General features: G+C 59.7%; 22 protein-coding genes. 3 read left to right on the top strand and 19 right to left on the bottom strand.

The features are described from left to right. Nucleotides 1–47: 47 nt before the first annotated feature. A complete protein-coding gene (locus tag AC1DSG_RS04525) occupies nucleotides 48–761 on the top strand; it encodes a methyl-accepting chemotaxis protein (protein ID WP_477789801.1) in 714 nt (237 codons plus the stop codon). A gap of 142 nt (nucleotides 762–903) precedes the next feature. Here AC1DSG_RS04525 and AC1DSG_RS04530 read toward each other — a convergent pair whose 3' ends face one another. The 17 genes from AC1DSG_RS04530 to hutC all read right to left on the bottom strand — a co-directional run bounded on the left by AC1DSG_RS04530 (nucleotide 904) and on the right by hutC (nucleotide 21999). Then, nucleotides 904–1638, bottom strand: coding sequence for an amino acid ABC transporter ATP-binding protein (locus tag AC1DSG_RS04530; RefSeq protein WP_477789779.1), 735 nt, complete (start codon nucleotides 1636–1638; stop codon nucleotides 904–906). After that, nucleotides 1631–2590 (bottom strand): amino acid ABC transporter permease, encoded by a 960-nt coding sequence (locus AC1DSG_RS04535; RefSeq protein ID WP_477789780.1) that lies wholly within the window; start codon nucleotides 2588–2590, stop codon nucleotides 1631–1633. The genes AC1DSG_RS04530 and AC1DSG_RS04535 overlap by 8 nt, the downstream gene beginning before the upstream one ends. Before the next feature lie 154 nt (nucleotides 2591–2744). Continuing rightward, complete coding sequence (locus AC1DSG_RS04540) at nucleotides 2745–3542, bottom strand: transporter substrate-binding domain-containing protein (RefSeq protein WP_477789802.1); 798 nt, start codon at nucleotides 3540–3542, stop codon at nucleotides 2745–2747. A gap of 195 nt (nucleotides 3543–3737) precedes the next feature. Then, on the bottom strand, nucleotides 3738–6308 hold the full coding sequence (gene mdoH / locus AC1DSG_RS04545) for a glucans biosynthesis glucosyltransferase MdoH (protein ID WP_477789781.1): 2571 nt from the start codon (nucleotides 6306–6308) through the stop codon (nucleotides 3738–3740). Beyond that, nucleotides 6301–8115 (bottom strand): glucan biosynthesis protein G, encoded by a 1815-nt coding sequence (locus tag AC1DSG_RS04550; protein ID WP_477789803.1) that lies wholly within the window; start codon nucleotides 8113–8115, stop codon nucleotides 6301–6303. The genes mdoH and AC1DSG_RS04550 overlap by 8 nt, the downstream gene beginning before the upstream one ends. 321 nt (nucleotides 8116–8436) lie before the next feature. Continuing rightward, nucleotides 8437–8874: a D-aminoacyl-tRNA deacylase gene (gene dtd / locus AC1DSG_RS04555; RefSeq protein ID WP_477789782.1), complete on the bottom strand. Its 438-nt coding sequence runs from the start codon at nucleotides 8872–8874 to the stop codon at nucleotides 8437–8439. Continuing rightward, complete coding sequence (gene pip / locus AC1DSG_RS04560) at nucleotides 8871–9842, bottom strand: prolyl aminopeptidase (RefSeq protein ID WP_477789783.1); 972 nt, start codon at nucleotides 9840–9842, stop codon at nucleotides 8871–8873. The genes dtd and pip overlap by 4 nt, the downstream gene beginning before the upstream one ends. Before the next feature lie 271 nt (nucleotides 9843–10113). Next, nucleotides 10114–10917 (bottom strand): N-formylglutamate deformylase, encoded by an 804-nt coding sequence (gene hutG / locus AC1DSG_RS04565; RefSeq protein WP_477789784.1) that lies wholly within the window; start codon nucleotides 10915–10917, stop codon nucleotides 10114–10116. Nucleotides 10918–10927: 10 nt separating this feature from the next. After that, a complete protein-coding gene (gene hutI, locus AC1DSG_RS04570; RefSeq protein ID WP_477789785.1) occupies nucleotides 10928–12133 on the bottom strand; it encodes an imidazolonepropionase in 1206 nt (401 codons plus the stop codon). 109 nt (nucleotides 12134–12242) lie between these two features. Continuing rightward, nucleotides 12243–13775: a histidine ammonia-lyase gene (gene hutH / locus AC1DSG_RS04575; protein ID WP_477789786.1), complete on the bottom strand. Its 1533-nt coding sequence runs from the start codon at nucleotides 13773–13775 to the stop codon at nucleotides 12243–12245. 132 nt (nucleotides 13776–13907) lie between these two features. Continuing rightward, nucleotides 13908–15431 (bottom strand): histidine ammonia-lyase, encoded by a 1524-nt coding sequence (hutH, locus tag AC1DSG_RS04580; RefSeq protein ID WP_477789787.1) that lies wholly within the window; start codon nucleotides 15429–15431, stop codon nucleotides 13908–13910. A 141-nt stretch (nucleotides 15432–15572) separates the two neighbouring features. Then, entirely contained in the window at nucleotides 15573–16403 is an 831-nt protein-coding gene (locus tag AC1DSG_RS04585) for a quaternary amine ABC transporter ATP-binding protein (protein ID WP_477789788.1), read from the bottom strand. Further along, nucleotides 16400–17251, bottom strand: a complete 852-nt coding sequence (locus AC1DSG_RS04590) for an ABC transporter permease (protein WP_477789789.1) — start codon at nucleotides 17249–17251, stop codon at nucleotides 16400–16402. The genes AC1DSG_RS04585 and AC1DSG_RS04590 overlap by 4 nt, the downstream gene beginning before the upstream one ends. Nucleotides 17252–17321: 70 nt before the next feature. Beyond that, nucleotides 17322–18290 carry an ABC transporter substrate-binding protein gene (locus AC1DSG_RS04595; RefSeq protein WP_477789790.1) on the bottom strand — a complete coding sequence of 323 codons (969 nt, stop codon included), beginning with the start codon at nucleotides 18288–18290 and terminating at the stop codon, nucleotides 17322–17324. Nucleotides 18291–18529: 239 nt separating this feature from the next. Then, the gene (gene hutU, locus AC1DSG_RS04600) at nucleotides 18530–20218 is read right to left on the bottom strand and encodes a urocanate hydratase (RefSeq protein ID WP_477789791.1); all 1689 of its coding nucleotides are present in this window, start codon (nucleotides 20216–20218) and stop codon (nucleotides 18530–18532) included. 498 nt (nucleotides 20219–20716) lie between these two features. Beyond that, nucleotides 20717–21292, bottom strand: a complete 576-nt coding sequence (locus tag AC1DSG_RS04605) for a HutD/Ves family protein (protein WP_477789792.1) — start codon at nucleotides 21290–21292, stop codon at nucleotides 20717–20719. Then, the gene (gene hutC / locus AC1DSG_RS04610) at nucleotides 21289–21999 is read right to left on the bottom strand and encodes a histidine utilization repressor (RefSeq protein WP_154505298.1); all 711 of its coding nucleotides are present in this window, start codon (nucleotides 21997–21999) and stop codon (nucleotides 21289–21291) included. The genes AC1DSG_RS04605 and hutC overlap by 4 nt, the downstream gene beginning before the upstream one ends. Before the next feature lie 146 nt (nucleotides 22000–22145). On the opposite strand from hutC, the gene AC1DSG_RS04615 reads away from it, so the two are divergent. Beyond that, nucleotides 22146–23510: a formimidoylglutamate deiminase gene (locus AC1DSG_RS04615; RefSeq protein WP_477789793.1), complete on the top strand. Its 1365-nt coding sequence runs from the start codon at nucleotides 22146–22148 to the stop codon at nucleotides 23508–23510. A 124-nt stretch (nucleotides 23511–23634) separates the two neighbouring features. On the opposite strand, the gene AC1DSG_RS04620 is transcribed toward AC1DSG_RS04615, so the two are convergent. Together AC1DSG_RS04620 and AC1DSG_RS04625 are read right to left on the bottom strand one after the other, a co-directional pair. Then, complete coding sequence (locus tag AC1DSG_RS04620) at nucleotides 23635–24204, bottom strand: lipocalin family protein (RefSeq protein ID WP_477789794.1); 570 nt, start codon at nucleotides 24202–24204, stop codon at nucleotides 23635–23637. A 31-nt stretch (nucleotides 24205–24235) separates the two neighbouring features. Further along, complete coding sequence (locus tag AC1DSG_RS04625) at nucleotides 24236–24490, bottom strand: hypothetical protein (protein WP_477789795.1); 255 nt, start codon at nucleotides 24488–24490, stop codon at nucleotides 24236–24238. 29 nt (nucleotides 24491–24519) lie between these two features. Between AC1DSG_RS04625 and AC1DSG_RS04630 the strand changes: the two genes are divergently transcribed. Next, nucleotides 24520–24759, top strand: a complete 240-nt coding sequence (locus AC1DSG_RS04630; protein WP_477789796.1) for a hypothetical protein — start codon at nucleotides 24520–24522, stop codon at nucleotides 24757–24759. The last annotated feature ends 47 nt before the right edge of the window (nucleotides 24760–24806 follow it).

Here is a 24806-nt window from a genome sequence, read left to right on the forward strand (position 1 = left end):
CCGGGGTCAACAGCCAGAAAGTCGAGACCGATCAGGTAGCGACCGCGATGAACGAAATGACCGCGACCGTGCAAGAAGTCGCGCGCAATGCCGAAGAAGCCTCCGAAGCCGCTGTCGCCGCCGATCAGCAAGCCCGTGAAGGTGACAAAGTAGTCGGCGAAGCCATCGTCCAGATAGAGCGCCTGGCCCTCGAAGTCGGCAACTCCACCGCCGCGATGGGCGATTTGAAACGCGAAAGCGACAAGATTGGCAGCGTGCTCGACGTGATCAAATCCGTCGCCCAACAAACCAACCTGTTGGCCCTCAACGCCGCCATCGAAGCCGCCCGTGCCGGTGAAGCGGGACGTGGTTTTGCGGTGGTTGCCGATGAAGTTCGCAGCCTGGCGCAACGCACCCAAAAGTCCACCGAGGAAATCGAAGAGCTGATTGTCGGTTTGCAAAACGGCACCCAACAAGTCGCAACCATCATGGACAACAGCCGCGCCCTGACTGACAGCAGCGTCGAACTGACCCGCCGCGCCGGGGGCTCACTGGAAAGCATCACCCGCACCGTGTCGGCGATTCAAACGATGAACCAGCAGATTGCCGCCGCAGCCGAACAGCAGTCGGCCGTGGCCGAGGAGATCAATCGCAGCGTGCTGAACGTGCGTGATGTGTCCGAGCAGACCTCGGCAGCCAGTGAAGAAACCGCGGCGTCCAGCATTGAGTTGGCGCGGCTGGGGACGAAACTGCAAACGCTGGTGGGCAGGTTCAGGGTTTGAGGTGATTCAATTGCCTCGGTTTGCTATGGACCGAGGTGATGCAATCGCCAGCAGGCTGGCTCCCACAGGGTTTGGTGTGAACACCACAAATCCACTGTGGGAGCCAGCCTGCTAGCGATTAGCGGCCTCAAGGCCGCTGCTTTTAGAGAACCTGACGAAGGAAGGCCTGAGCCCGCAGATCCTTCGGCGCATCAAAGAACTCGGCCGGCGAAGCATCTTCCAGCAACTTGCCGTGATCGAAAAACAGCACCCGATGCGCCACTTCCCGCGCAAAACCCATTTCGTGGGTAACGCAAACCATGGTCATGCCTTCCACGGCCAGGGTTTTCATCACGTCCAGCACCTCGCCCACCATTTCCGGATCAAGGGCCGAGGTCGGCTCATCGAACAGCATGACCTTCGGTTCCATGGCCAACGCCCTGGCAATCGCCACACGCTGTTGCTGGCCGCCGGACAAGCGCGAGGGAAACTCGTAGGCCTTCTGTGCAATGCCGACCTTTTCCAACAGTGCCAAGGCCTTGGCCTCGCGCTCTTTCTTGCCGCGCTTGCGCACCACTTTTTGCGCCAGGCAGAGGTTTTCCAGCACGGTCATGTGCGGGAACAGGTTGAAATGCTGGAACACCATGCCGACTTCGCGGCGGTAGGCGTTGACGTCGGTTTTCGGGTCGGCCAGTTGCAGGCCATCGATGCTCACCGAACCGGAATCGAATTCCTCCAGGCCATTGAGGCAGCGCAGGAAGGTCGACTTGCCGGAACCGGACGGGCCGATCACCACCAGCACTTCACCCTTGGCCACTTGCGTGGTGACGTTATCCACCGCACGAACCACTTGGCCACGGGTGTCGAAGACTTTTACCAGATCGCGGACTTCAATCACTTTGCGCGAGCCTCCGTTCAAGCCGACTGGCGATTTTCGACAGCGGCAGGTTGATCAACAGGTACAACCCGGCCACGCAGAACAGGATTTCGAACGGCGAGAACGAGGTGGTGATAACTTCGCGACCGCTTTTCAGCAGCTCGGTAATCGCGATCACCGAGACCAGCGACGTGTCCTTGACCAGGCTGATGAACTGCCCGGCCAAGGGCGGCAATACCCGTTTCAAGGCTTGCGGCATCACCACGTGGCGCATCGACTGGCCAGCGCTCAGCCCCAACGAGCGCGCGGCCTCATTCTGGCCTCGGGCAATGGACTGCACGCCGGAACGGATGATTTCCGCGACGTAGGCGCCGGTGAACAGCGACAACGCAGCGATCCCGGCGAATTCCCGGGACAGGTTCATAACGGTGCCAATGAAGAAGTAGAAAATGAAGATCTGCACCAGCAGCGGTGTGCCACGGACCAGCTCGACGTAAATCGTCGAAAGATCGCGCAGGGTCGGGTTGTTCGACAACCGACACAGCCCGGTGACGAGGCCGATCAACAGCCCGAGTACGCCGGAGACCACGGACAACCACAACGTCGTCCACAAGCCCCAAAGCAAGGGGCCCGCGGCCCAATGGCGGGTCACGCCAATCACATCACCTTCGGCCACATCATCGCCTTGGGCGACTTGCAGACTGTTGTCGTCGACGGTCACGCGCTGCTCATCGCCCGTGTCGTTGCGCAGAGTGACTTCAGCTTTATCACCTTTGCGCAGCAGTTCGCTGACGGTAGAGATGTCAGCGGCGCGCTGGGATTCTTCGGCGTGGTAGGCAAAGTACTGCGGCACGCGGTTCCAGCGCCATTCGTATGACATCAGCGAGGTGGCGTAATACAACGCGCCGGCCAGGCCGATCAGCACCAGCACGGTGAGTACGTGCCAGGGCCATTGGGATTTTTTTTGTTTCATTGAGTCTGAGAATTCCAAAATTTTTGTCGCCAATGAGGCCGCCTTCGCGAGCAAGCCCGCTCCCACAATTGATCGCGTAACCCGCTAGCGACGGGGTCGAATGTGGGAGCGGGCTTGCTCGCGAATGGCGCGACTCGGTCTGTCTGACCGAGCCTTATTCCATGTCTTTCTGCCAAGCGGTGTCTTTGAACCACTTGTCATGGATGCGATCGTAGGTGCCGTCTTCGTGGATCTGGTGCAGGAAGTTGTTGATGAAGTTGATGCTGTCGTAGTCACCTTTCTTCAGGCCGAAGGCCAGCGGTTCGTAGGTGAAAGGCTTGTCGAGAAACACCAGTTTGCCGGCGCCGACCTTGTTCACTGCCACGACGTTGTACGGCGCGTCATAGATGAAGGCGTCAGCCTTGCCGTTGACCACGTCCAGCACCGCTTCCTGCTCATTGTCATAGCCGTGGTACTGGGCTTTGGAGATCAGTTTCTTTGCGACCATCTCGCCGGTGGTGCCGAGCTTGGAGGTGATGCGGTAGTCGGCGGTGTTCAGGTCTTTATAGGACTTGATGGTGCCTTCCAACTCCTTGCGGATCAGCAGCGTCTGACCAACCACAATGAACGGTTCGCTGAAGTTCAAGCGCAGGTTGCGTTCCTGAGTCAGGGTCATGCCGCTGCCGATCATGTCGAACTTGTCGGTCATCAGGGCGGGGATGATGCCGTCATAGCCGGTGGACACCAACTCCAGCTTGACGCCCATGGCTTTGGTCATGGCTTTGAGGATATCGACTTCGAAACCGATGATCTCGCCGCGCTTGTTGGTCATCTCGAACGGCATGTAGGTCGGGTCCATGCCGACTTTCAGCGTGCCGCGCTTGACCGCGTCATCGATGGCACCGGCCTGCGCTGCGCTGACTGCAACCAACGCCGTGACGCCGACCAGCAGCATCGAGAGATACTTCTTCATCATCATGTCCCCAAAACCATTGCGGTGTGAGGCGCGCAAAAAACGGCGGTTTCCCTCAGGAAACGCACCCATACGGACAAAAATTATCCGGGCGCACCAATTCGGGGACGGATCCTAACGTACTCGCCCGTTTGCACAAGGGTTTGCCAACGATCAGACAAAAAAAAGCCCCGCTCAAATCAGCGGGGCTGTTTATCAGGCCGGTTGTGCTTGCGCACTCAGCGGCTTGAGTGGCAGCAGCGGCGCGTGGGGATCGGATTTCACCGATGTACGCCAGGCTTGCAGCCATTCGGGATGACCTTCGCTCCAGATCTGCTCATGCAGTCGACCCAATGCCACCGGGTCGCTCAGCAGTTGCACACGCTCATTGTTGTTCAAGCCTTGAGGCCCGACTTTCAAGGCGTGGCGAACCCGCTCTACCCGCAACCACTCGATCGGCTCGGCCTGACCGTGACGCGACGTCGCGAGTGAGCACGCCAGGGCGTTCTGCTGCGGGTCGACCACCGACCGGATGAAGCCGTCGTTCAGTGCGTGATAGCGATTTTCGTGGGTGTACTGGTCAGTGGCCAGCAACGCCTGTGGCGGATTGTATTCCTCGGGAATCAGGAACAGGCTCTCGTCCCGGGATTTCAGGCCCAGACCGACACGACTGGAGATCACCGACACCGGGATCGACAGCATCAACGAACCGACGATCGGCACCAGCCACCACAGGAAGCTCGGGTTCAGCCAAATCACCAGCAAGGCCCAGAAGAAGCCCAGCAAGGTCTGCGGACCGTGGCGTTTGACCGCTTCGCTCCATGGCGTGGAATCGTCGTCACGTTGTGGCGAGTTCCAGGTCGCGGCCCAGCCGAGGAACGCGGCCAGTACGAAACGGGTGTGGAAAATCATCCGCACCGGCGCCAGCAGCATGGAGAACAACACCTCCAGCAACATCGACAACGTCACCTTGAACTTGCCACCGAACTCTGTCGCGCCTTTGGCCCAGATCAGAAGGATGCTCAACAACTTCGGCAGGAACAGCAGCACGATGGTCGTGGAGAACAGCGCGACGGCCTTGTCCGGATGCCATTGCGGCCACAGCGGATACAACTGACGCGGCTCCATGAAGTATTGCGGCTCCATCAGCGTGTTGACCGCCAGCAGCGCCGTCGACAGCACGAGGAAGAAGAACCACAACGGCGCCGACAGGTAAGACATCACGCCGGTCAGGAACACCGCCCGGTGAACCGGGTGCATGCCTTTGACCAGGAACAGGCGGAAGTTCATCAGGTTACCGTGGCACCAGCGACGGTCACGCTTGAGTTCGTCCAGCAGGTTCGGCGGCAGTTCTTCGTAGCTGCCCGGCAAGTCATAGGCAATCCACACGCCCCAGCCGGCACGGCGCATCAGCGCGGCTTCAACGAAGTCATGGGACAGGATCGATCCGGAGAACGCGCCTTTACCGGGCAACGGCGCCAGGGCGCAGTGATCGATGAACGGCTTCATGCGGATGATCGCGTTGTGGCCCCAGTAGTGCGACTCGCCCAGTTGCCAGAAGTGCAGGCCGGCGGTGAACAGTGGGCCATACACGCGAGTGGCGAACTGCTGCATGCGTGCATACAGGGTGTCCATGCCCGACGCCCGTGGCGCGGTCTGGATGATCCCGGCGTCCGGCGTGGCTTCCATCAGGCGCACCAGACTGGTAAGGCACTCACCGCTCATTACTGAGTCGGCGTCGAGTACGACCATGTACTTGTAGTCACCGCCCCAGCGACGGCAGAAGTCGTCGAGGTTGCCGCTTTTACGCTTTACGCGACGACGACGGCGGCGATAGAAAATCTTGCCGAAGCCCCCGGCTTCGCGGCAGACATCCAGCCAGGCCTGTTGCTCGGCGACACAGATATCGGCGTCGTTACTGTCGCTGAGGACGAAGAAGTCGAAGCGGTCCAGGTCACCCGTGGCTGCAACCGACTCGAAGGTCGCCCGCAGGCCGGCGAATACCCGTGGCACGTCTTCGTTGCAGATCGGCATCACCAGGGCGGTGCGCGCATCCTTTGGAATCGGCTCGTTGCCGGCACTTTTACCGGAGATACGGTATTTATCGTGACCGGTCAGCAATTCGAGGAAGCCCATCAGCGCGGTCCAGAAACCGGCCGATACCCAGCAGAACAGAATCCCGAACAGGATCAGGATGCTGGTTTGCAGCGCATACGGCAGCACCTGCGTGGCGGTTTGCAGCAACGGTTGATGCAGCACTTCGTTCAGGTCAACGAATGACCAGCCCTGGTACGGCATGATGCCTTTCATGTACCAGCCGGCGACGATGGTCTGACCGAGCATCAGCACCAGCAAAATGTAGCGACGGATCGAACCCACGGTGCGCCAGCGAGCCGCCGGCAACACGCGCTCATCTTTCGGCGGAGCCGGCGGATTGGTGCGACCGGTCAGACGACGCCAGCCACGCACCAGAATGTTGGTGCGCCACGGCTCCGGCACGACTTTGGTCCGACGGATCGGCGGGGTCGCCTTGAGGCAAACCCGACCGCTGGCGTCGACCGCGAGCATTTCCGCTTCTTCCAGCTCTTGCGCCGTGTTCAGGGTCAAGCGACGGCCTACCGAGGCCTGGGCGGCCTCGGTCGGTGCGTCGAACGTAGAAGACGAAAGACGCTGGTGCAATTCGCTAAAGGACTGGCAGCCTGCAAGTTCCGCGCGCTGCTGGTCGGTCATCGGTAGATGCGCCAGATACTCGGCAAGTGTCTCTGGCTGTACTTGAGAATTACTCATCGGCAGGCAACTGGTAGCTCCAGGTCTCGGTCAGGACTTCTTCAGTCGGCGCCGATTCCGGTGTGGCTGGGGCCGCGTCGGCAGCAACAGGCGGCGTGGCGTCTTTGTTGGCCTTGTCCTTGGCATCTGCAACCGGCTTGGCATCGGCCTGCTTGGCCTCTGCTTGCTTGGCTTCCTTGTCGACTTTTTCCTGTTGCTTGGCGGCAACCTTGTCGGCTTTGGCGACAGACGAATTCGACGCTGGAAGCGTCGTCTTGGCGAGGTCGGCCGGCACGATGCTCTGTACCAGTGCCGCACGCATTTCGGTGGCTTTGCCCGCGTCCTTGATCTTCATGCGCAGCGTCAGGCGCCAGCCCTTGGTTTCAGGGTTGTAACGCACACTGTTCTCGACCAGCTCGGCATTGTCACCCACGCTGACCTGGCTGCGCACGTCCGCATCCGCCGGCAATGCCGCCAGGGACGGGCCTTCGAAGTCCACCAGATAAGCAACGCTACCGTCCGGCTGACGAATCAGGTTGGACTGTTTAACGTCACCAGTAGAACGCAGGGTCTGTTTGACCCAGGCGCTGTCGGGGGCGTGAAGCGAGGCTTCGTCCATGGTCCAGTGCAGGCGATAGGCAAAATCGAGCGGCTGACCAGGCTCTGGCAGTTTTTCCGGGTTCCAGAAAACGACGATATTATCGTTGGTTTCGTCGGCGGTCGGAATCTCGACCAGATCCACGGTACCTTTGCCCCAGTCACCCTTCGGCTCGATCCAGGCGCTTGGGCGTTTGTCGTAGCGGTCATCAAGGTCTTCGTAGTGGCTGAAGTCACGGCCACGTTGCAGCAAGCCGAAGCCTTGCGGGTTCTCGACCGAGAAGTTGCTCACCGACAGGTGTTTCGGGTTGTTCAATGGGCGCCAGATCCACTCGCCGTTGCCGGCATGGATCGCCAGGCCGCTGGAGTCGTGCAGTTCACGACGGTAGTTCAGCACTTTCGATGGCTGGTTGGCGCCGAACAGATACATGCTGGTCAACGGAGCGATACCCAGCTTGCCGACCTTGTCACGCAGGAATACCTGCGCCTTGACGTCGACAATGGTGTCGCTGCCCGGACGCAGGGTCAGCCGATAGGCACCGGTAGCACGCGGTGAATCCAGCAACGCAAAAATCACCAGATGTTTGTCGCCCGGCTTTGGCTGTTGGATCCAGAACTCGGTGAAACGCGGGAACTCTTCGCCTGATGGCAATGCGGTATCGATCGCCATGCCCCGAGCGGACAAACCATAGACGTGACCCTTGCCGACGACGCGGAAGTAGCTGGCGCCGAGCATGGTCATGATTTCGTCTTGCTTGTCAGCCTTGTTGATCGGGTAAAGCACCCGGAAGCCGGCATAACCCAGTTGTTCGGTGGCTTTAGGATCGAACTTCACGTCGCCGAAATCGAAACGAGTGGGGTCGTACTTGATCTCTTCGACGGAGTTAGCCGTGATTTCGTTGATTTTTACCGGCGTATCGAAATGCATACCCTGGTGATAGAACGACAGCTTGAATGGGGTTTTCTGATCTGCCCATTCAGCTTTTTCGGTCAGGAAACGAATTTTCTGATAGTCCGCGAATTTCATATCGCGGAACTCGTTCGGCAGGTTACTGCGCGGAGCTTCGTATTTTTGCCCGGCCAGCTCTTTTGCCTTGACCGACACATCCTCCAGATTGAATGCCCACAGCTGGCCGGCGCTGAACAGGCAGAGCAGAGCAGAGCCCGCTACCAGAGCGTTTCGGAACCGTTTGGCAGTCAATTTTGGTGCATTACAGGGACTAACAATCACGAGCAACCCTCGCCGAAAACAGATCAAAAAACCAACGGCCAGTTGAAGGATTTGCACGGTCAACGGCATGAAAAAACCGACCTTGCAAACCACTCTTGCCAAGTTGGCGAGCATTGTTCCGACTCCGATGGGGCGAAATGATTCCCCAAACGGTCCAGGACAAGTCTCTACCTAAGTCAAAATGGACCAACGAACGCCGATCCCCGTAGCGCGCGATTATCTAGTAGGTCGCGTTACAACGCATCATGCGCAACAAAGTATTTCTCGCGATAAACGTCTGTTTGCAGTCGAAAAGTCCTTAAAAAGTTGTTTCAAGGGCTTTCAGGTCTGTAACAGGAAGGTTACCGGGCCATCGTTGACCAGGTGCACCTGCATATCCGCGCCGAATCTACCTGATGCCACAGTGCCATGCACCTGTTTCGCTTTGCCTAATAGATAGTCGAAAAGCTCCTCACCCAAGGCCGGAGGCGCTGCAGTCGAAAAACTCGGACGCAGCCCGCTTTTGGTGTCGGCGGCCAAGGTGAACTGTGAGACCAGCAGCAAACCGCCGCCGACATCTGCCAAGGACAGATTCATCTTGCCCTCGGCGTCGCTGAATACCCGATAGTTAAGCAGCTTATTCAGAAGTTTGTCAGCGCTGGCCCGAGTATCCCCGGGCTCGACGGCTACCAGTACCAGCAACCCTTGGTCGACCGCCCCCACTACCTCCCCCGCTACCTCGACTCGCGCACCACGCACGCGCTGCAGCAGCCCCTTCATGCTTCTTCAGGCGGCAGGTCGAGCAAGCGGCGCGCCATTTGGCTGGCGGCGCGCACCAGCGCATCGGTGATACCCGGTTCGGAGGCAGCATGGCCGGCGTCACGGATGACCTGCAACTCACTGTTCGGCCAGTTCTGGTGCAATTCCCAGGCATTGTCCAACGGGCAAATCACGTCGTAGCGGCCGTGGACAATCACTCCCGGCAAATGGGCAATCTTGCCCATGTCGCGAATCAACTGGTTGGGCTCAAGGAAGGCATTATTGGTGAAGTAGTGACACTCGATGCGTGCAATCGACAGCGCACGCTGAGGTTCCGAGAAGCGATCGACCACCAGCGGATTCGGACGCAGGGTCGCGGTCCGGCCTTCCCAGAGCGACCAGGCCTTGGCCGCGTGCATCTGGGCAATCTGATCGTTACCAACCAGGCGTTTGTGGAAAGCGCCGAGCAAATCGTCGCGCTCGTCCATCGGGATCGGCGCAACGTAGTCCTGCCAGTAATCAGGGAACATGCGGCTGGCACCGGCCTGGTAGAACCACTCGATTTCCTGCGGACGGCAGAGAAAAATCCCGCGCAGGATCAGACCGTGCACGCGCTCCGGGTGGGTTTGCGCGTAGGCCAGCGCCAGGGTCGACCCCCAGGAACCGCCGAACAGCACCCATTTGTCGATGCCCAGGTGCTGGCGAATCCGCTCAAGGTCGGCGACCAGATCCCAGGTGGTGTTGTTTTCGAGACTGGCATGGGGGGTGGAGCGACCGCAACCGCGCTGGTCAAACGTGACGATGCGATACAGGTTGGGATCGAAATACCGACGGCTTTGAGCATCACACCCGGCGCCGGGGCCGCCGTGGATGAACACCACCGGCAAACCTTCCGGAGAACCGCTTTCGTCGACATACAGCGTGTGAGTCTCGTCGACGGCCAGATCGTGCCGGGCGTGGGGTTTGATCTGCGGGTACAAGGTCTGCATTGCGCGCTCCGTAAGGGGTCGAGGTCATCCCTGGGGGGACTTCTAATATTCTGCCGTCCGGCATCATAAACCCGAATTACGTCAATGAGCATGCCCGAAGAGTCGAATCAAAACCTGTGGCGAGGGAGCTTGCTCCCGCTGGGCTGCGAAGCAGCCGCAAACCCTGATAATCAGATACGCCTGGCACAACAGGGTTGTCCGTACTCAGGTCTGCTTCGCAGCCCAACGGGAGCAAGCTCCCTCACCACAATAGCTTCCTTCCCACAGTGGGTTAGCCGTTGTAATGCTTTTCGCCCCAGCCCAGCAGCCCTTGCAGCAATTCCTTGAGCACCACTTGGGTCGGCGCAGCCAGGTCCGGGCGATAGCGGAATGGCTCGAACTCTTCCATATAAGTGCACTGGCCCAACTCCAGTTGCACGGCATGTATATTTTCGGCCGGATTACCGTAATGCCGGGTGATGTGGCCACCCTTGAAGCGACCGTTCAGCACATGGCTGTACTCGGTATGGCGGGCGCAAATCGCTTCCAGTTGACTCGCAAGCTGCGGATCGCAACTGGCGCCATTGAAGGTGCCGAGGTTGAAGTCCGGCAGTTTGCCGTCGAACAGGTGCGGGATGATCGAGCGAATCGAGTGTGCATCGAACAGCAACGCATAACCGAACTCGGCTTTCATTCGCGCCAGCTCGTTCTGCAAGGTGCTGTGGTACGGCGTCCAGATCTGCTCCAGATAAGTTGCGCGTTCTTCTTTCGAAGGCTCCTGCCCTTCGCGGAACAACGGAATACCGTCAAACAGCGTGGCCGGATACAGACCGGTAGTGGCGCCGACATATAAAGGTTTGTCGTCGGACGGCCGATTCAGGTCGATGACGAACCGCGAATACTCGGCGGCCAAGGTGCTGGCGCCCAGTTCGGCGGCGAAATCGTAAAGCTGCGGGATGTGCCAGTCGGTGTCCGGCAAGCTGCGGGCATCGGGGATCAACCCGGCTTCGACCGCCGGGGTCAGGCGCAGGCCAGCGTGGGGCATGCTGATCAGCAGCGGCACACGGCCTTGTTTGAAGTTCAGAACCTTATCCACAACTGCTCTCCTAAACGCTTGTCTCGACGCCGTGACGCACGACGCGTTTTTCCAGGTCACCGCCCAGCCAGTACGACAGATCGGCAGGACGATCGATTTGCCAGGCGACAAAGTCCGCGACCTTGCCGGCCTCCAGCGAACCGTGGGTGTCAGCCATGCCCAACGCAGTGGCGGCATGAAGGGTCGCGCCGGCCAGGGCTTCTTCCGGGGTCATGCGGAAACAGGTGCAGGCCATGTTCAACATCAAGCGCAACGACAGCGCTGGCGAGGTGCCAGGGTTGAGGTCGCTGGCGATGGCGATTTTCACCCCGTGTTTGCGCAAGGCGTCCATTGGCGGCAACTGGGTTTCCCGCAGGAAGTAGAACGCGCCAGGCAGCAATACCGCGACGGTGCCGGACTCGGCCATCGCGATGGCGTCGTCCTCGGTCATGAACTCCAAGTGATCGGCCGACAGTGCGTGATAACGCGCCGCCAGGCTCGAACCGTGCAGCGACGACAATTGCTCGGCGTGCAGTTTCACCGGTAAACCGAGTTCCTGTGCGGTGATGAATACGCGCTCGACCTGCGCCGGCGAGAACGCCAGGTATTCGCAGAATGCATCCACCGCATCCACCAACCCTTCGGCGGCCAGGGCCGGGAGCATCTCGGCACAGATGTGATCGATGTAGTCGTCAGCGCGATCGGCGTATTCCGGCGGCAAGGCGTGGGCGGCCAGGCAGGTGCTGCGCACGCTCACCGGCAATTCGGCGCCGAGACGGCGGATCACGCGCAGGATTTTGCGTTCGCTGGCCAGGTCGAGGCCATAGCCGGATTTCATTTCGACCGTGGTCACGCCGTCGCGCATCAGGCTTTTCAGACGCTTGGCGGCGCTGGCGAACAGTTCGTCTTCGGTCGCCGCGCGCGTGGCGCGCACGGTACTGGCGATGCCGCCACCGGCTGCGGCGATTTCCGCGTAACTGACACCTTGCAGACGCTGTTCGAATTCGCCGCTGCGGTTACCGCCAAACACCGTGTGGGTGTGGCAATCGATCAGGCCCGGGGTGACCCAGGCCCCTTTCAAATCGTTGACGGCCGGGTACTCGCCCGCCGGCAGTTCAGCGCGAGGGCCAATCCACTCAATGTGCGCACCGGACGTCACGATGGCTGCATCCTCGATGATCGAGTAGACGCCTTGCGCCATGGTTGCGACGTGGCAGTGTTGCCAGAGAGTTTTCATCCCGAATTCCTCGTCTTGTTCAAATGATCGTTCCCACGCTCTGCGTGGGAATGCCTCAAGGGACGCGCTGCATTCCCACGCGGAGCGTGGGAACGATCGATGGGGGGGGTTAAATGCTAGGCAGCAACTTCACCGACAACAGTTCATTCAGGCAGCGGGTCGCCAACAACTCGGTCGCCGCATTGATGTCCGGCGCAAAGAAGCGGTCCTTCTCATAGAACGGCACTTCTTTACGCAGAATCGCCCGGGCTTTTTCCAGTTTTGCCGAGGTCTTCAGGCCATTGCGCAAGTCCAGGCCTTGAACCGCCGCCAGCCATTCCACCGCCAGCACACCGCGGGTGTTTTCCGCCATTTCCCACAGACGCTTGCCCGCCGCCGGGGCCATGGACACGTGGTCTTCCTGGTTCGCCGAGGTCGGCAGGCTGTCTACCGAATGCGGATGTGCCAGTGCCTTGTTCTCGCTCGCGAGTGCCGCGGCAGTCACCTGAGCGATCATGAAGCCGGAGTTCACGCCACCGTTAGCCACCAGGAACGGCGGTAGTTGCGACATGTGTTTGTCCATCATCAGCGAAATGCGGCGTTCGCTCAGGGAGCCGATTTCCGCGATGGCCAGTGCCATGTTGTCAGCGGCCATGGCCACCGGTTCGGCGTGGAAGTTACCGCCGGAAATGACGTCACCTTCCGCGGCGAACACCAGCGGGTTGTCGGAGACCGCGTTGGCTTCGACGGCCAACACTTCGGCAGCCTGACGGAACTGGGTCAGGCAGGCGCCCATGACTTGTGGCTGGCAACGCAGGGAGTACGGGTCCTGGACCTTTTCGCAATTCTCGTGCGAATCGGACACTTCACTGCGCTCGCCCAGCAGATCGCGGTAAGCAGCAGCGGCGTCGATCTGGCCTTTCTGACCGCGAGCAGCATGGATGCGCGCATCGAACGGCGAGCGCGAGCCCAATACCGCTTCAACGGTCAACGCACCCAGCGCCACCGCGCCAGCGAACAGGTCTTCGCCTTCGAACAGACCGCGCAGTGCATAAGCGGTCGACACCTGAGTGCCGTTGAGCAGCGCCAGGCCTTCTTTCGCCGCCAAAGTCAGCGGGGTCAGACCGGCGACTTTCAGCGCTTCGGTCGCTTCCATCCACTCACCCTTGTAGCGCGCCTTGCCCTCACCCAGCAGCACCAGCGACATGTGCGCCAATGGCGCCAAGTCACCGGACGCACCGACCGAGCCTTTCAATGGAATGTGCGGGTAGACCTCGGCGTTGATCAGCGCGATCAGCGCGTCGATGACCACGCGACGAATACCGGAGAAACCACGGCTCAGGCTGTTGACCTTGAGCACCATGACCAGGCGCACCAATGCGTCGCTGATCGGCTCGCCGACACCGGCAGCGTGAGACAGCACCAGGGAACGCTGTAGGTTTTCCAGGTCTTCGCTGGCGATACGGGTCGAGGCCAGCAGGCCGAAACCGGTGTTGATGCCGTAAGCGGTGCGGTTTTCGGCGAGGATCTGTTCCACGCAGGCGACGCTGGCTTCGATCTGGGCCGAGGCGCTGTTGTCGAGGGTCAGTTTCACTGGCTGCTGGTATACATCACGCAACTGGGCAAGGCTCAGTTGGCCGGGAATCAGGTTTAGCGCAGTCATTTTGTGCTCCTTTTGAGAGTTGTCTTCTTCTGAAATGAAGAGAACTACCAGACGCTCCGGAGATGTCCGTTGTCCGTCGCTTCCCCCTTTATGAGGGGGCTGGCGCCTTGGCACGCTGGTTTTTGTTGGAAGTCAGTTCAGGTTCGGTACAGCCTTGTGCAGCAAATTCTGTTCTTTCAATACAGCGGCAGCCGCGGCGATATCCGGCGCCAGCCAGCGGTCCTGATCATAAGCCGGAACACGCTCACGCAGCAGGCGCCACGCGGCATCGGTACCAGCGCCAAAGCGTTGCTCTTTGAGGAATTCGAACGCCTGGGCCGCCAGCAAGTACTCGATGGCGAGGATCTGCGTGCAGTTTTCCAAGGCGCGATGCAGCTTCAGCGCAGCGTTGGTGCCCATGCTCAAGTGGTCTTCCTGCAAGCCGGACGTGACGTAGTTGTCGAGCACAGCAGGTTGCGCCAACTGACGGTTTTCTGCACACAGTGAAGCGGCGACATATTGGACGATCATCATCCCGGAGTTGACGCCCGGGTTGGCCACCAGAAACGCCGGTAGACCGCTGACGTGCGGGTTGATCAGACGGTCCAGACGACGCTCGGCGATGGAGCCGATTTCCGCCATGGCGATGGCCAGCAGGTCCGCCGCCATCGCTACGGACTGGCCGTGCGGGTTGGCCTGGGAAACGACACGGTAGTTCTCCGGCGTACCCAGCACCAGCGGATTGTCCGAGACGCCATTGAGTTCGGTTTCGATCTGTTTGGTCGCGTGAACCAGCTGATCACGGGCAGCGCCGTGTACCTGCGGAATCGAACGTATGCTCAAGGCATCCTGAGTCCGAATGCCTTTGCTGCTGGCAATCACTTCACTGCCACTCAGCACTGCGCGCAAGTTGAGGCCGACTTGCTGCATGCCCGGGTGCGGCTTGAGCGCGATGATTTCGGCGTCGAACGCATCGATCTGACCGCGCTGGGCTTCGAAACTCATGGCGCCGATCACGTCGGCCCACTGCAGCAAATGCGCGGCGTCCGCAATCGCCAGGCAGCTGAGGCCGGTCATGCACGGCGTGCCGTTGACCAGGCACAAACCGTCCTTGGCGCCGAGCTTGACCGGTTGCAGGCCTTCTTCGGCCAGGGCTTGTTGGGCGGAAACAATCTGTCCGCGATAGCTGACGTTACCGACACCCAGTAGCGCAATGCCGATGTGCGCCATGTGCGTCAGGTAGCCTACGGACCCCTGGGACGGCACTTGCGGGGTGATGCCACGGTTGAGCAGCGCCAACAGGGCTTCGACCACCTGGCGGTGCAGGCCGGATTTGCCATGGCTGTAGTTGATGATGGCGGCACAGATGATTGCGCGAGTCTGCTCGTTGGTCAGCGGTGCGCCAACGCCACAGGCGTGACTGAGCAAGGTGTTGCGCGACAACTGGCTGAGTTGTTCATCTTGCAGGGAGACGTTGCACAACGCGCCCAGCCCGGTGTTGATGCCGTAGGCGCGCTCGCCGCTGGTGACGATGCGCTGGACGATGCCCTGGGCGTTTTCAATCCGCGCCCAGATCTGCGCCGACAGCTCAAGCTGCGCGCCATGACGGGCGACGGCCACCACATCCTGCCAACGCACGGGGGCATCGGCGATAACGATTTTTTCAGCCTGGGACATCTTGGACCTCGTGCGTATAACCTGAGTATTGATGCAGCTTTACCGCCGCCATCGCGGGCAAGCCCGCTCCTACAGGGGGACGCGTACACCTTGTAGGAGCTGGCTTGCCAGCGAAGGGGCCGGCAAATACGCCGCAAACCTTTAAACCACCGCAGCCCGACGCTGCACAAACCGGTCGACATACTCATCCGCCGGCGAATGCAGGATCTCTCTCGGGGTGCCGACCTGAATCAGGCGGCCGTCCTTGAGGATCGCAATGCGATTGCCGATGCGCACGGCCTCGTCGAGGTCGTGGGTGAAGAAGACGATGGTCTTGTGCAGGGTCTTTTGAAGTTCCAGCAACTGATCCTGCATTTCGGCGCGGATCAACGGGTCGAGGGCGCTGAACGCTTCATCCATGAGGATGATGTCAGTGTCCGCCGCCAGGGCACGGGCCAGGCCCACACGTTGACGCATGCCGCCCGAGAGCTGGTGCGGGTATTTGTTTTCGTAGCCCTTGAGGCCCACAGTGTTGATCCAGTGCAGCGCGCGCTCGGAGCACATTTGCTTGCTCTCGCCACGCACTTTCAGGCCATAGGCGACGTTATCCACCACGGTCTTGTGCGGCAGCAGGCCGAAGCTCTGGAACACCATACTGATCCGGTGCCGGCGAAATTCACGCAGGGCTTCCATGTCGTATTGCAGGATGTCCACGCCGTCCACCAGGATCGCGCCGCTGGTCGGATCGATCAGGCGATTGAAGTGACGCACCAGGGTCGATTTGCCGGAACCCGACAGGCCCATGATCACGAAGATCTCGCCAGTGCCGATGCTCAGGGACAAATCGTTCACGCCGACCACACAGCCGGTTTCGGACAGCACCTGGTCTTTGGTTTTGCCCTGGCCAATCATCGCCAGGGCATCCTTTGAACGGTTGCCGAAAATCTTGAAGACGTTTTTGACTTCGATCTTGCTTACGGTCGCGTTGTTCATTTGCTCACCTCATGCCGTGCCCGACCGTACGCCTGAGTAATGCGGTCGATCACCACAGCCAGAATCACGATCGCCAGACCGGCTTCCAGGCCACGTCCGACGTTGAGGGTCTGAATCCCCACCAGCACGTCTTCGCCCAAGCCACGAGCACCGATCATCGAGGCAATCACTACCATCGACAGCGCCATCATGGTGGTCTGGTTGATCCCGGCCATGATGCTCGGCAGGGCCAGCGGCAGTTGCACGCCAAACAGTTGCTGCCAGCGGTTGGCACCGAAGGCGTTGATCGCTTCCATCACTTCACCGTCAACCTGGCGAATGCCCAGATCGGTCAAGCGAATCAGCGGCGGTGCGGCGTAGATCACAGTGGCGAAAATCGCCGGGACCTTACCCAGACCGAACAGCATCAGCACCGGGATCAGGTACACGAAACTCGGCATGGTCTGCATGATGTCCAGCATCGGCATCAACACCGAACGCAGGCGATTGCTGCGTGCCGAGAGAATGCCCAGCGGAATGCCAATCAGCACCGAAATGATCGTCGCGACCATCATCAGCGCCAGGGTTTGCATCAACTTGTCCCAGAGGCCGACAGCACCCACCAGGAACAACAAGCCGACAATCACGGCCGTGGTCACGACTTTGCGGGTCGCATGCCAGGCAACGCCCGCGACGATGGCCAGCATCAGCCACCAGGGCGCCGCGCGCAGCAGCCCTTCAAGATTGACGATGGCCCACAACAGCGTGTCAGAGATCTGCCGGAATACGTCGCCGTAGTTGGTGACCAGCGAATCGACCCAAGTGTTGACCCAGTCGGCGATGGAAAAGGTAAAGCTTTCGGGAAACATAAGAGACTCTCAATCAAGGGGTTGTGATCAAGCCTCCGACTGCCGTCGCCGACAGTCGGAGAGGCTCAACCTACAAGGCCGCGTCGATTTTCTTGGCTGCGTCTTCACTCACCCAGGCGTGCCAGACTTCAGGATGTTCCTTCAAGAAGATCTTGGCCAGTTTTGGTGACTCGATTCGCTCTTTACTCATGCGACCAAGGTTCTGGTTGAGGAGCTCGATCGGCACGTTGACCTTTTCCAGCACGGCCACCAGTTCCGGGGCTTGGTCGTGGAAGACCTTGGACAGGCCGACCTTGATATCCACGGTCTTGTTCACGCCTGGTTTCTCTTCGAGCTTGATCAGGTCAACCTGGCCCATCAGCGGGGTTGGCGACCAGTAGTAGAACAGGATCGGCTCGCCACGCTTGTAGCTCGACAGCACGGCCGCATCCAGCGCCGGGCCGGTGCCTGGGCGGAAGTTGGTGTAAGTGCTTTCCAGGCCGTAGCTTTTCAGCATCTCGGTGTTATCCAGCTCGCAGGTCCAACCCGCCGGGCAGTTGTAAAAACGGCCCTTCGATGGTTCTTCCTGATCCTTGAACACGGAAGCGTACTTGCCCAGATCAGTAATGGCTTTCAAGTCGGGCGCCTTGGGTTCCAGCTTGCGCTTGGCATCGCCTTCGACCACGTAACGCGGCACGTACCAGCCTTCGGTTGCGCCCACGATCGGAGCGCCGATACCGACGACTTTGCCGGCCTTCTCGGCCTTGTTCCAGACTTCGCTGCGGCCGACCCACTCTTCAGCAAACACTTGAATGTCGTTGCTGCTCAGGGCGTTTTCCATGGTGATGGAGTTGCCTGGCAGACTGTCGGTCTTGCAGTCGTAGCCTTTCTCCAACACGACTTGCAGCACGTCGGTCAGCAGCATGGCGCTTTCCCAGTTCAGACCGGCAAATTTCACCGGTTTGCCCGATTCGCACCAACCGGCAGCCTGGGTGGCGCCGGCACTGGCGAGCAGGCCCATGGAAAGCAATGTGGTCAGCAGGGTCTTGTTCGTTTTCATTGTTGTGACGCTCCTAATCATGAATGGGCTTACGGCAGTCTAGAGGCATCCAGCCCTGTCCACGTCCAATCAGGCCTGCGCCGCAACGCGGCCGGCCCCGCTTGTTCCGAGTGCTACAACGTTTGACGTTGGCATTTTTGGGAGTGAGCCTGCTCGCGATAGCGGTTTTTCAGTCAACAGAGATGTTGAATGTGCTGACCCCATCGCGAGCAAGCTCGGCTCCTACAGGTATTTCTGTGTTATTTGCCGGTGATCATCGGCAGGTTCAGGCCCTGCTCTTTGGCGCAGTCGATGGCAATCTGGTAACCCGCATCGGCGTGACGCATAACGCCGGTCGCCGGGTCGTTGTGCAGCACGCGAGCAATACGCTCGGCCGCTTCGTCCGTACCGTCGCAGACAATCACCATGCCCGAGTGCTGGGAGAAGCCCATGCCGACGCCACCGCCGTGGTGCAGGGACACCCATGTCGCACCGCTCGCGGTGTTGAGCAGCGCGTTGAGCAGCGGCCAGTCGGACACGGCGTCGGAACCGTCCTGCATCGATTCGGTTTCGCGGTTCGGGCTGGCTACCGAACCGGAGTCCAGGTGGTCGCGACCGATCACGATCGGCGCAGACAGTTCGCCGCTACGCACCATTTCGTTGAACGCCAGACCGAGCTTGGCACGCAGGCCCAGACCGACCCAGCAGATACGCGCCGGCAGACCCTGGAAGCTGATGCGCTCGCGGGCCATGTCCAGCCAGTTGTGCAGGTGTGCGTCGTCCGGGATCAGTTCTTTGACCTTGGCGTCGGTTTTGTAGATGTCTTCGGCGTTGCCCGACAGTGCAGCCCAACGGAATGGACCGATGCCACGGCAGAACAGCGGACGGATGTAAGCCGGTACGAAGCCTGGGAAGTCGAATGCGTTTTCCACGCCTTCTTCCTGGGCCATCTGACGGATGTTGTTGCCGTAGTCGAAGGTCGGGATGCCCATTTTCTGGAAATCCAGCATCGCTTTAACGTGTACGGCCATCGATTGCTTGGCGGCTTTGACCACGGCAGCCGGCTCGGTCTTGGCGCGAGCGCGGTACTCGTCCCAGGTCCAGCCAGCCGGCAGGTAACCGTTGAGCGGGTCGTGGGCGCTGGTCTGGTCGGTGACCATGTCCGGGCGCACGCCACGACGAACCAGTTCCGGCAGGATTTCTGCCGCGTTGCCCAGCAGAGCGATGGAAATCGCCTTGCCTTCTTTGGTGTATTTTTCGATGCGGGCCAGCGCGTCGTCGAGGTCGGTGGCTTGTTCATCGACATAACGGCTGTTCAGGCGGAAATCGATGCTGACCTGCTGGCATTCGATGTTCAGCGAGCAAGCACCAGCCAGAGTTGCAGCCAGAGGCTGGGCGCCGCCCATGCCGCCGAGGCCGGCGGTCAGGACCCAACGACCTTTGAGGTCATCGTTGTAGTGTTGGCGACCGGCTTCGACGAAGGTTTCGTAGGTGCCCTGGACGATGCCCTGGCTGCCGATGTAGATCCAGCTGCCGGCGGTCATCTGGCCGTACATGGCCAGGCCTTTGGCGTCGAGTTCGTTGAAGTGTTCCCAGCTCGCCCAGTGCGGCACCAGGTTGGAGTTGGCGATCAGTACGCGCGGGGCGTTGCTGTGGGTCTTGAACACGCCGACCGGCTTGCCGGATTGCACCAGCAGGGTCTCGTCGTCGTTCAGGTTGGTCAGGCTTTCGACGATCTTGTCGTAGCATTCCCAGTTACGTGCCGCACGACCAATGCCACCGTAAACCACAAGTTCTTTAGGGTTCTCGGCGACTTCCGGGTCGAGGTTGTTCATCAGCATGCGCAGCGGCGCTTCGGTCAGCCAGCTTTTGGCGGTCAGCGTGTTACCGCGGGCGGCGCGGATTTCAACGTTGCGGTACTTGGTAGGTTTCTGGGTATTGTCAGTCACGAAAAAGACTCCTCAGCGATCAATTCAAACCAACCCGGGCAGTGGGCAAGCCAGCCTGTGCGCATCGTCGCGCAACAAGCGAATCAGTGGACGCTGCGGAGAGTCTCGGTTGACTCATACGCATACGTCTTTACTTGTACATACAAGCATATGCAATCAAGCGGCCAACTTGTTGGATGGGTGTTCAAGAAAAATTTTGGGGAGGCTGGAAAGCCTGTAAATCAGGGGCTTTGAGGGGGATGAAATTTTTTTGGGGGATTTTGCGTAAGGGGAAACGGTTGTTACTTGAGCGTGGTTTTGCGCCACACTGGGGCGTTCGGTAACAAGATGGTGCGCTTAAGGGAACAGGATGTGTGAGTGGTTTTGTGGCGAGGGAGCTTGCTCCCGCTGGGCTGCGAAGCAGACCCAAAACCGGGAGCATTCGTTGAATCAGATGAACAGAGATTTAGGATTGACGACTGCTACGCAGCCGAGCGGGAGCAAGCTCCCTCGCCACAGTTAATCGCGTGCAGTCAGTTCGATCACACAGCATGGGCCATTGACCGAGACTTCCAGCAAGCCGGTGTTACCGTCCAGTTGCAGACAATCATGGCGACCCAGTTGCGATACGCTGTTACTGACTTTCACTTCCAATGCCTCAGCGATGCTGAACACCAACACCGTGCCCGCCGAGCTGAAAAACCGCTGCTCACCCGTCAGCCACTGCAATCGTGCGTTATAACGCTGCGGCGCATAAATCAGGTTGAAATCGCGGATCGGCCCGCCGAGCAGGGTGCAGGACACATCGCTCTCACCGCTGAAAGCAAACGGGGTCAGCGTTAACAGTGGCTGCGTGTCCTGACCATCCACCCGCAAGGTCATGCCATCACCTTGCAGCACGGTGATGACCCGCTCATAACCGCTGAACGTCGAAAAGCCGCCCGACTCGCCGATGTCGGCAATCGACAGGCGCCAGCCGAAACCCTCTAGGCCAGTGCCCGCATCGCGGGTGATTTCTTCAGTGCTGCCGCCGCCGTTTTTCCACGGCATGCGTGGGTAATCGATGGCGCGTAAAACTTTCACTACTTGATTCATTTATGAAAGCGTCCTTCCAGACGATGACGGGAACCGGGGTGGATCAAACGGGCGGCGGTCACTGGCTGACGGCCGGACCAGGTGCGGCGGCGAATCAGCAAGCACGGCTCGCCCTTTTCAATCTGCAACAACTTGCACTCGGACGCCTCGGCAAGGATCGCCTCGACCACGTGCTCGCCTTCGGTCAGCGGCGCCACCTGGTTCAGGTAGGCGTAAGGCGTTTGCAGGGTGAAGTCTTGCTTGAGGTAGTCCGGGGCCACCAGCGCATTGACGAAACGGTCTTCGATTTGCACCGGGATATCGTTTTCGAAATGCACGATCAGCGAGTGGAAAACCCTCTGCCCTTCGCGCATATCCAGGGCCAGGGCGCGCTCGGAGCCGGCGGCCTCTTCTTCGAGGGTGATCACCTTGCAAGTGTGGCGATGGCCACGGGAGGCGATCTCGTCGGCGATGTTGTGCACTTCAAACAACGCGGACTGGCTTTTCGGCTCGGCGACGAACGTACCCACGCCTTGCATGCGCACCAACAGACCGTCGGCGGTCATTTCACGCAGGGCGCGGTTGATGGTCATGCGGCTGAAACCGAGCTGGCTGACCAACTCGCTTTCCGACGGCACGCGATAGTGCGGCGGCCAGTTTCCACTGTCGATTTGCTGGGTGATCATCTGTTTGACGCGGGCGTACAAGGGCGCCGGACTGTCGCCCATGTTCGCGGCCAACGGTGACACTGGGGGCGGAGTCGGCACGGTTAATCCTTGGTCGTTTGGATAGGGTTGCTAGCTTGCCGGAGTTTACCGGGCAGGCAAACGTCTGTATATGTATATACAAATAACACACGATGGGGTGCTGAACCATGTCCGCCTTCTTTGCCGAACGCGCGCTGCTGCCTAGTGGATGGGCCAACAATGTACGTCTTGAGGTCAGCGCCGAGGGCGTATTGACCCATCTCCAGGCCGATTCCCATGCAGATGGCGCCGAACGGCTAAGCGGTCCACTGCTACCAGGCATGCCGAACCTGCACTCCCACGCGTTCCAGCGGGCGATGGCCGGATTGGCGGAAGTCGCGGGTAATCCGAACGACAGTTTCTGGACCTGGCGCGATCTGATGTATCGCCTCGTCGGAAAAATCAGCCCGGACCAACTCGGCGTGATCGCCCGTCAGCTGTACATCGAAATGCTCAAGGCCGGGTACACCTCGGTCGCGGAATTTCATTACGTGCACCACGACACCAATGGCCAGGCCTATGCAGATCCGGCCGAGCTGGCGCTGCGCATCAGCCAGGCTGCCAGTTCCGCTGGTATCGGCCTGACCCTGCTGCCGGTGCTCTACAGCCATTCCGGTTTCGGCGGCCAGACGCCGAACGACGGCCAGCGCCGTTTTATCAACAGCACCGAAAACTACCTGACACTCCAGTCGCGTTTGCAGCCGATTCTGGCCCGGCAACCGGCGCAGTCGCTGGGCTTGTGCTTCCACTCGCTACGCGCGGTCACGCCACAGCAAATCAGCGAAGTGCTGGCCGCCAGCGACAAGCAATGCCCGGTGCACATCCACATTGCCGAACAGCAAAAGGAAGTCGATGACTGCCTGAGCTGGAGCGCTCGTCGTCCGCTGCAATGGCTGTACGAAAACACTGAGGTCGATCAGCGCTGGTGCCTGGTTCACGCCACTCACGCCAATGCGGAGGAAGTCACGCTGATGGCCAAGAGTCGCGCCATTGCCGGTCTGTGCCTGACCACCGAAGCCAACCTCGGCGACGGGATTTTCCCGGCCGTGGATTTCCTCGCTCAGGGCGGACGCATGGGCATCGGCTCCGACAGTCATGTGTCCTTGAGCGTGGTGGAAGAGTTGCGTTGGCTGGAATACGGTCAGCGTCTGCGCGATCAGAGGCGTAATCGCTTGTATGGCGCGGATCAACCGATGGTCGGCCGCACGCTTTACGACGCGGCACTGGATGGCGGCGCTCAGGCACTGGGTCAGCCGATTGGCGCGTTGGAAGTGGGCAAGCGTGCGGACTGGTTGGTACTGGACGGCAACGACCCGTACCTGGCAACGGCCAGTGGCGACGGGATTCTGAATCGTTGGTTGTTTGCCGGCGGCGATCGCCAGGTTCGTGATGTGCTGGTCAATGGCCAGTGGGTTGTGCGTGACGGACGCCATGCCGAGGAGGAAGAAAGCAATCGCGCGTTCACCCAGGTCCTGCGCGATCTCTTGGGCTAACACCGGAAACAATTGTGGGAGCGAGCCTGCCCGCGAAAGGGCCGTCACATTCAACAGAGATGTTGACTGACAGTCCGCCTTCGCGAGCAGGCTCGCTCCCACAGTTACTGTTCTTCGGTGATCGTTAGTTCGAGGTCTTGGCCATCTGCGACTCCGACGCTCGCCAGATCAGTCGCGAGGTGTCGTAACCCTGTTGACGCGCCTTGCTCAGCAGCTCTTCTCGCACGACACCATTGACGGTTGGGGTCCGCGCCAACAGCCACAGGTATTTGCGACTCGGGTCGCCAACAATGGCTGTCTTGTAGTCGTCGCTGACGTACAACACCCAGTATTGCCCCTTCGCCGTACCCGGAATCAGACGAGAAAACCAGGTATCGAACTCAACCCACAATTTGTCGGTTTTGCCCGGCACCTGTGGATAAGCCGTGCCCTTGACCTCTTCCCACTGCCACTGCGCCGTCAGGCAGCGGTTCAATATCGCCATGTTACCGTCAGGCTTGAGGAGGTAATGGGCTTCGGATTGGGCGCAATCGCGCTGGAAATACATGGGCATGCGCGCCAACTCGTACCAGGTTCCCTGATAACGCTTGAGGTTGACGCTGTTGACGGTTTTTGGCGCCAACTGATCCTGGCCAGAAGTGGCGCAGCCAGCCAATACCAGGCAGGCAAAAAGTACAAGTAACAACCGCTTCATTGTTTTTCTCCCGTGGGCGCAACGCCCCGGTTTACTTCAGGCCTTGGCCGGAAAACATCAATACTTTGTCACCGGCAAACTGCACGCTGATAAAGCTGTTTTTGTCGCCCCATGTGCAACTGGACATACCCAGTGCGCCCGAGCAATCAGCAGGCTTACCCAGCAACGTTTCAACCTCGGCCTTAGGCATACCGGACGAAAGCTTCGAGTAGTTTTCCTGATTGACCTTGCTGCATGCGGCCAACAACACGCAGAACGACAGCAAGGCGATAGATCGCAGCGACATGTGAAACTCCTGGGACGAAGGGGAATGGCATGGCTGCCAAGCAGAACCTTAGAAGAGAAAACCCCCATCTGGTTCCCTTACCGCCGCGCTATTTATCAGGCCGCTCGTCTGCCTTCTTTCGAAAAATCAGACACTTTCCTACGCCATTGAGTATTTCGTCAGTTTTTGCCTCGCGTACCAGCAGCACTGCCGCCGCCTTCAACGAACTGGGTGCAGGCGGCATAAGCCCCAATGACCAGGTAAACCCGAGACCAATGCCCGTTGAGTAAGCACCGGTCGGCAGCACCTGACGCAGGACTGAATTAAGACTAAACTC

It is taken from the genome of Pseudomonas sp. P5_A12, from assembly GCF_056400685.1.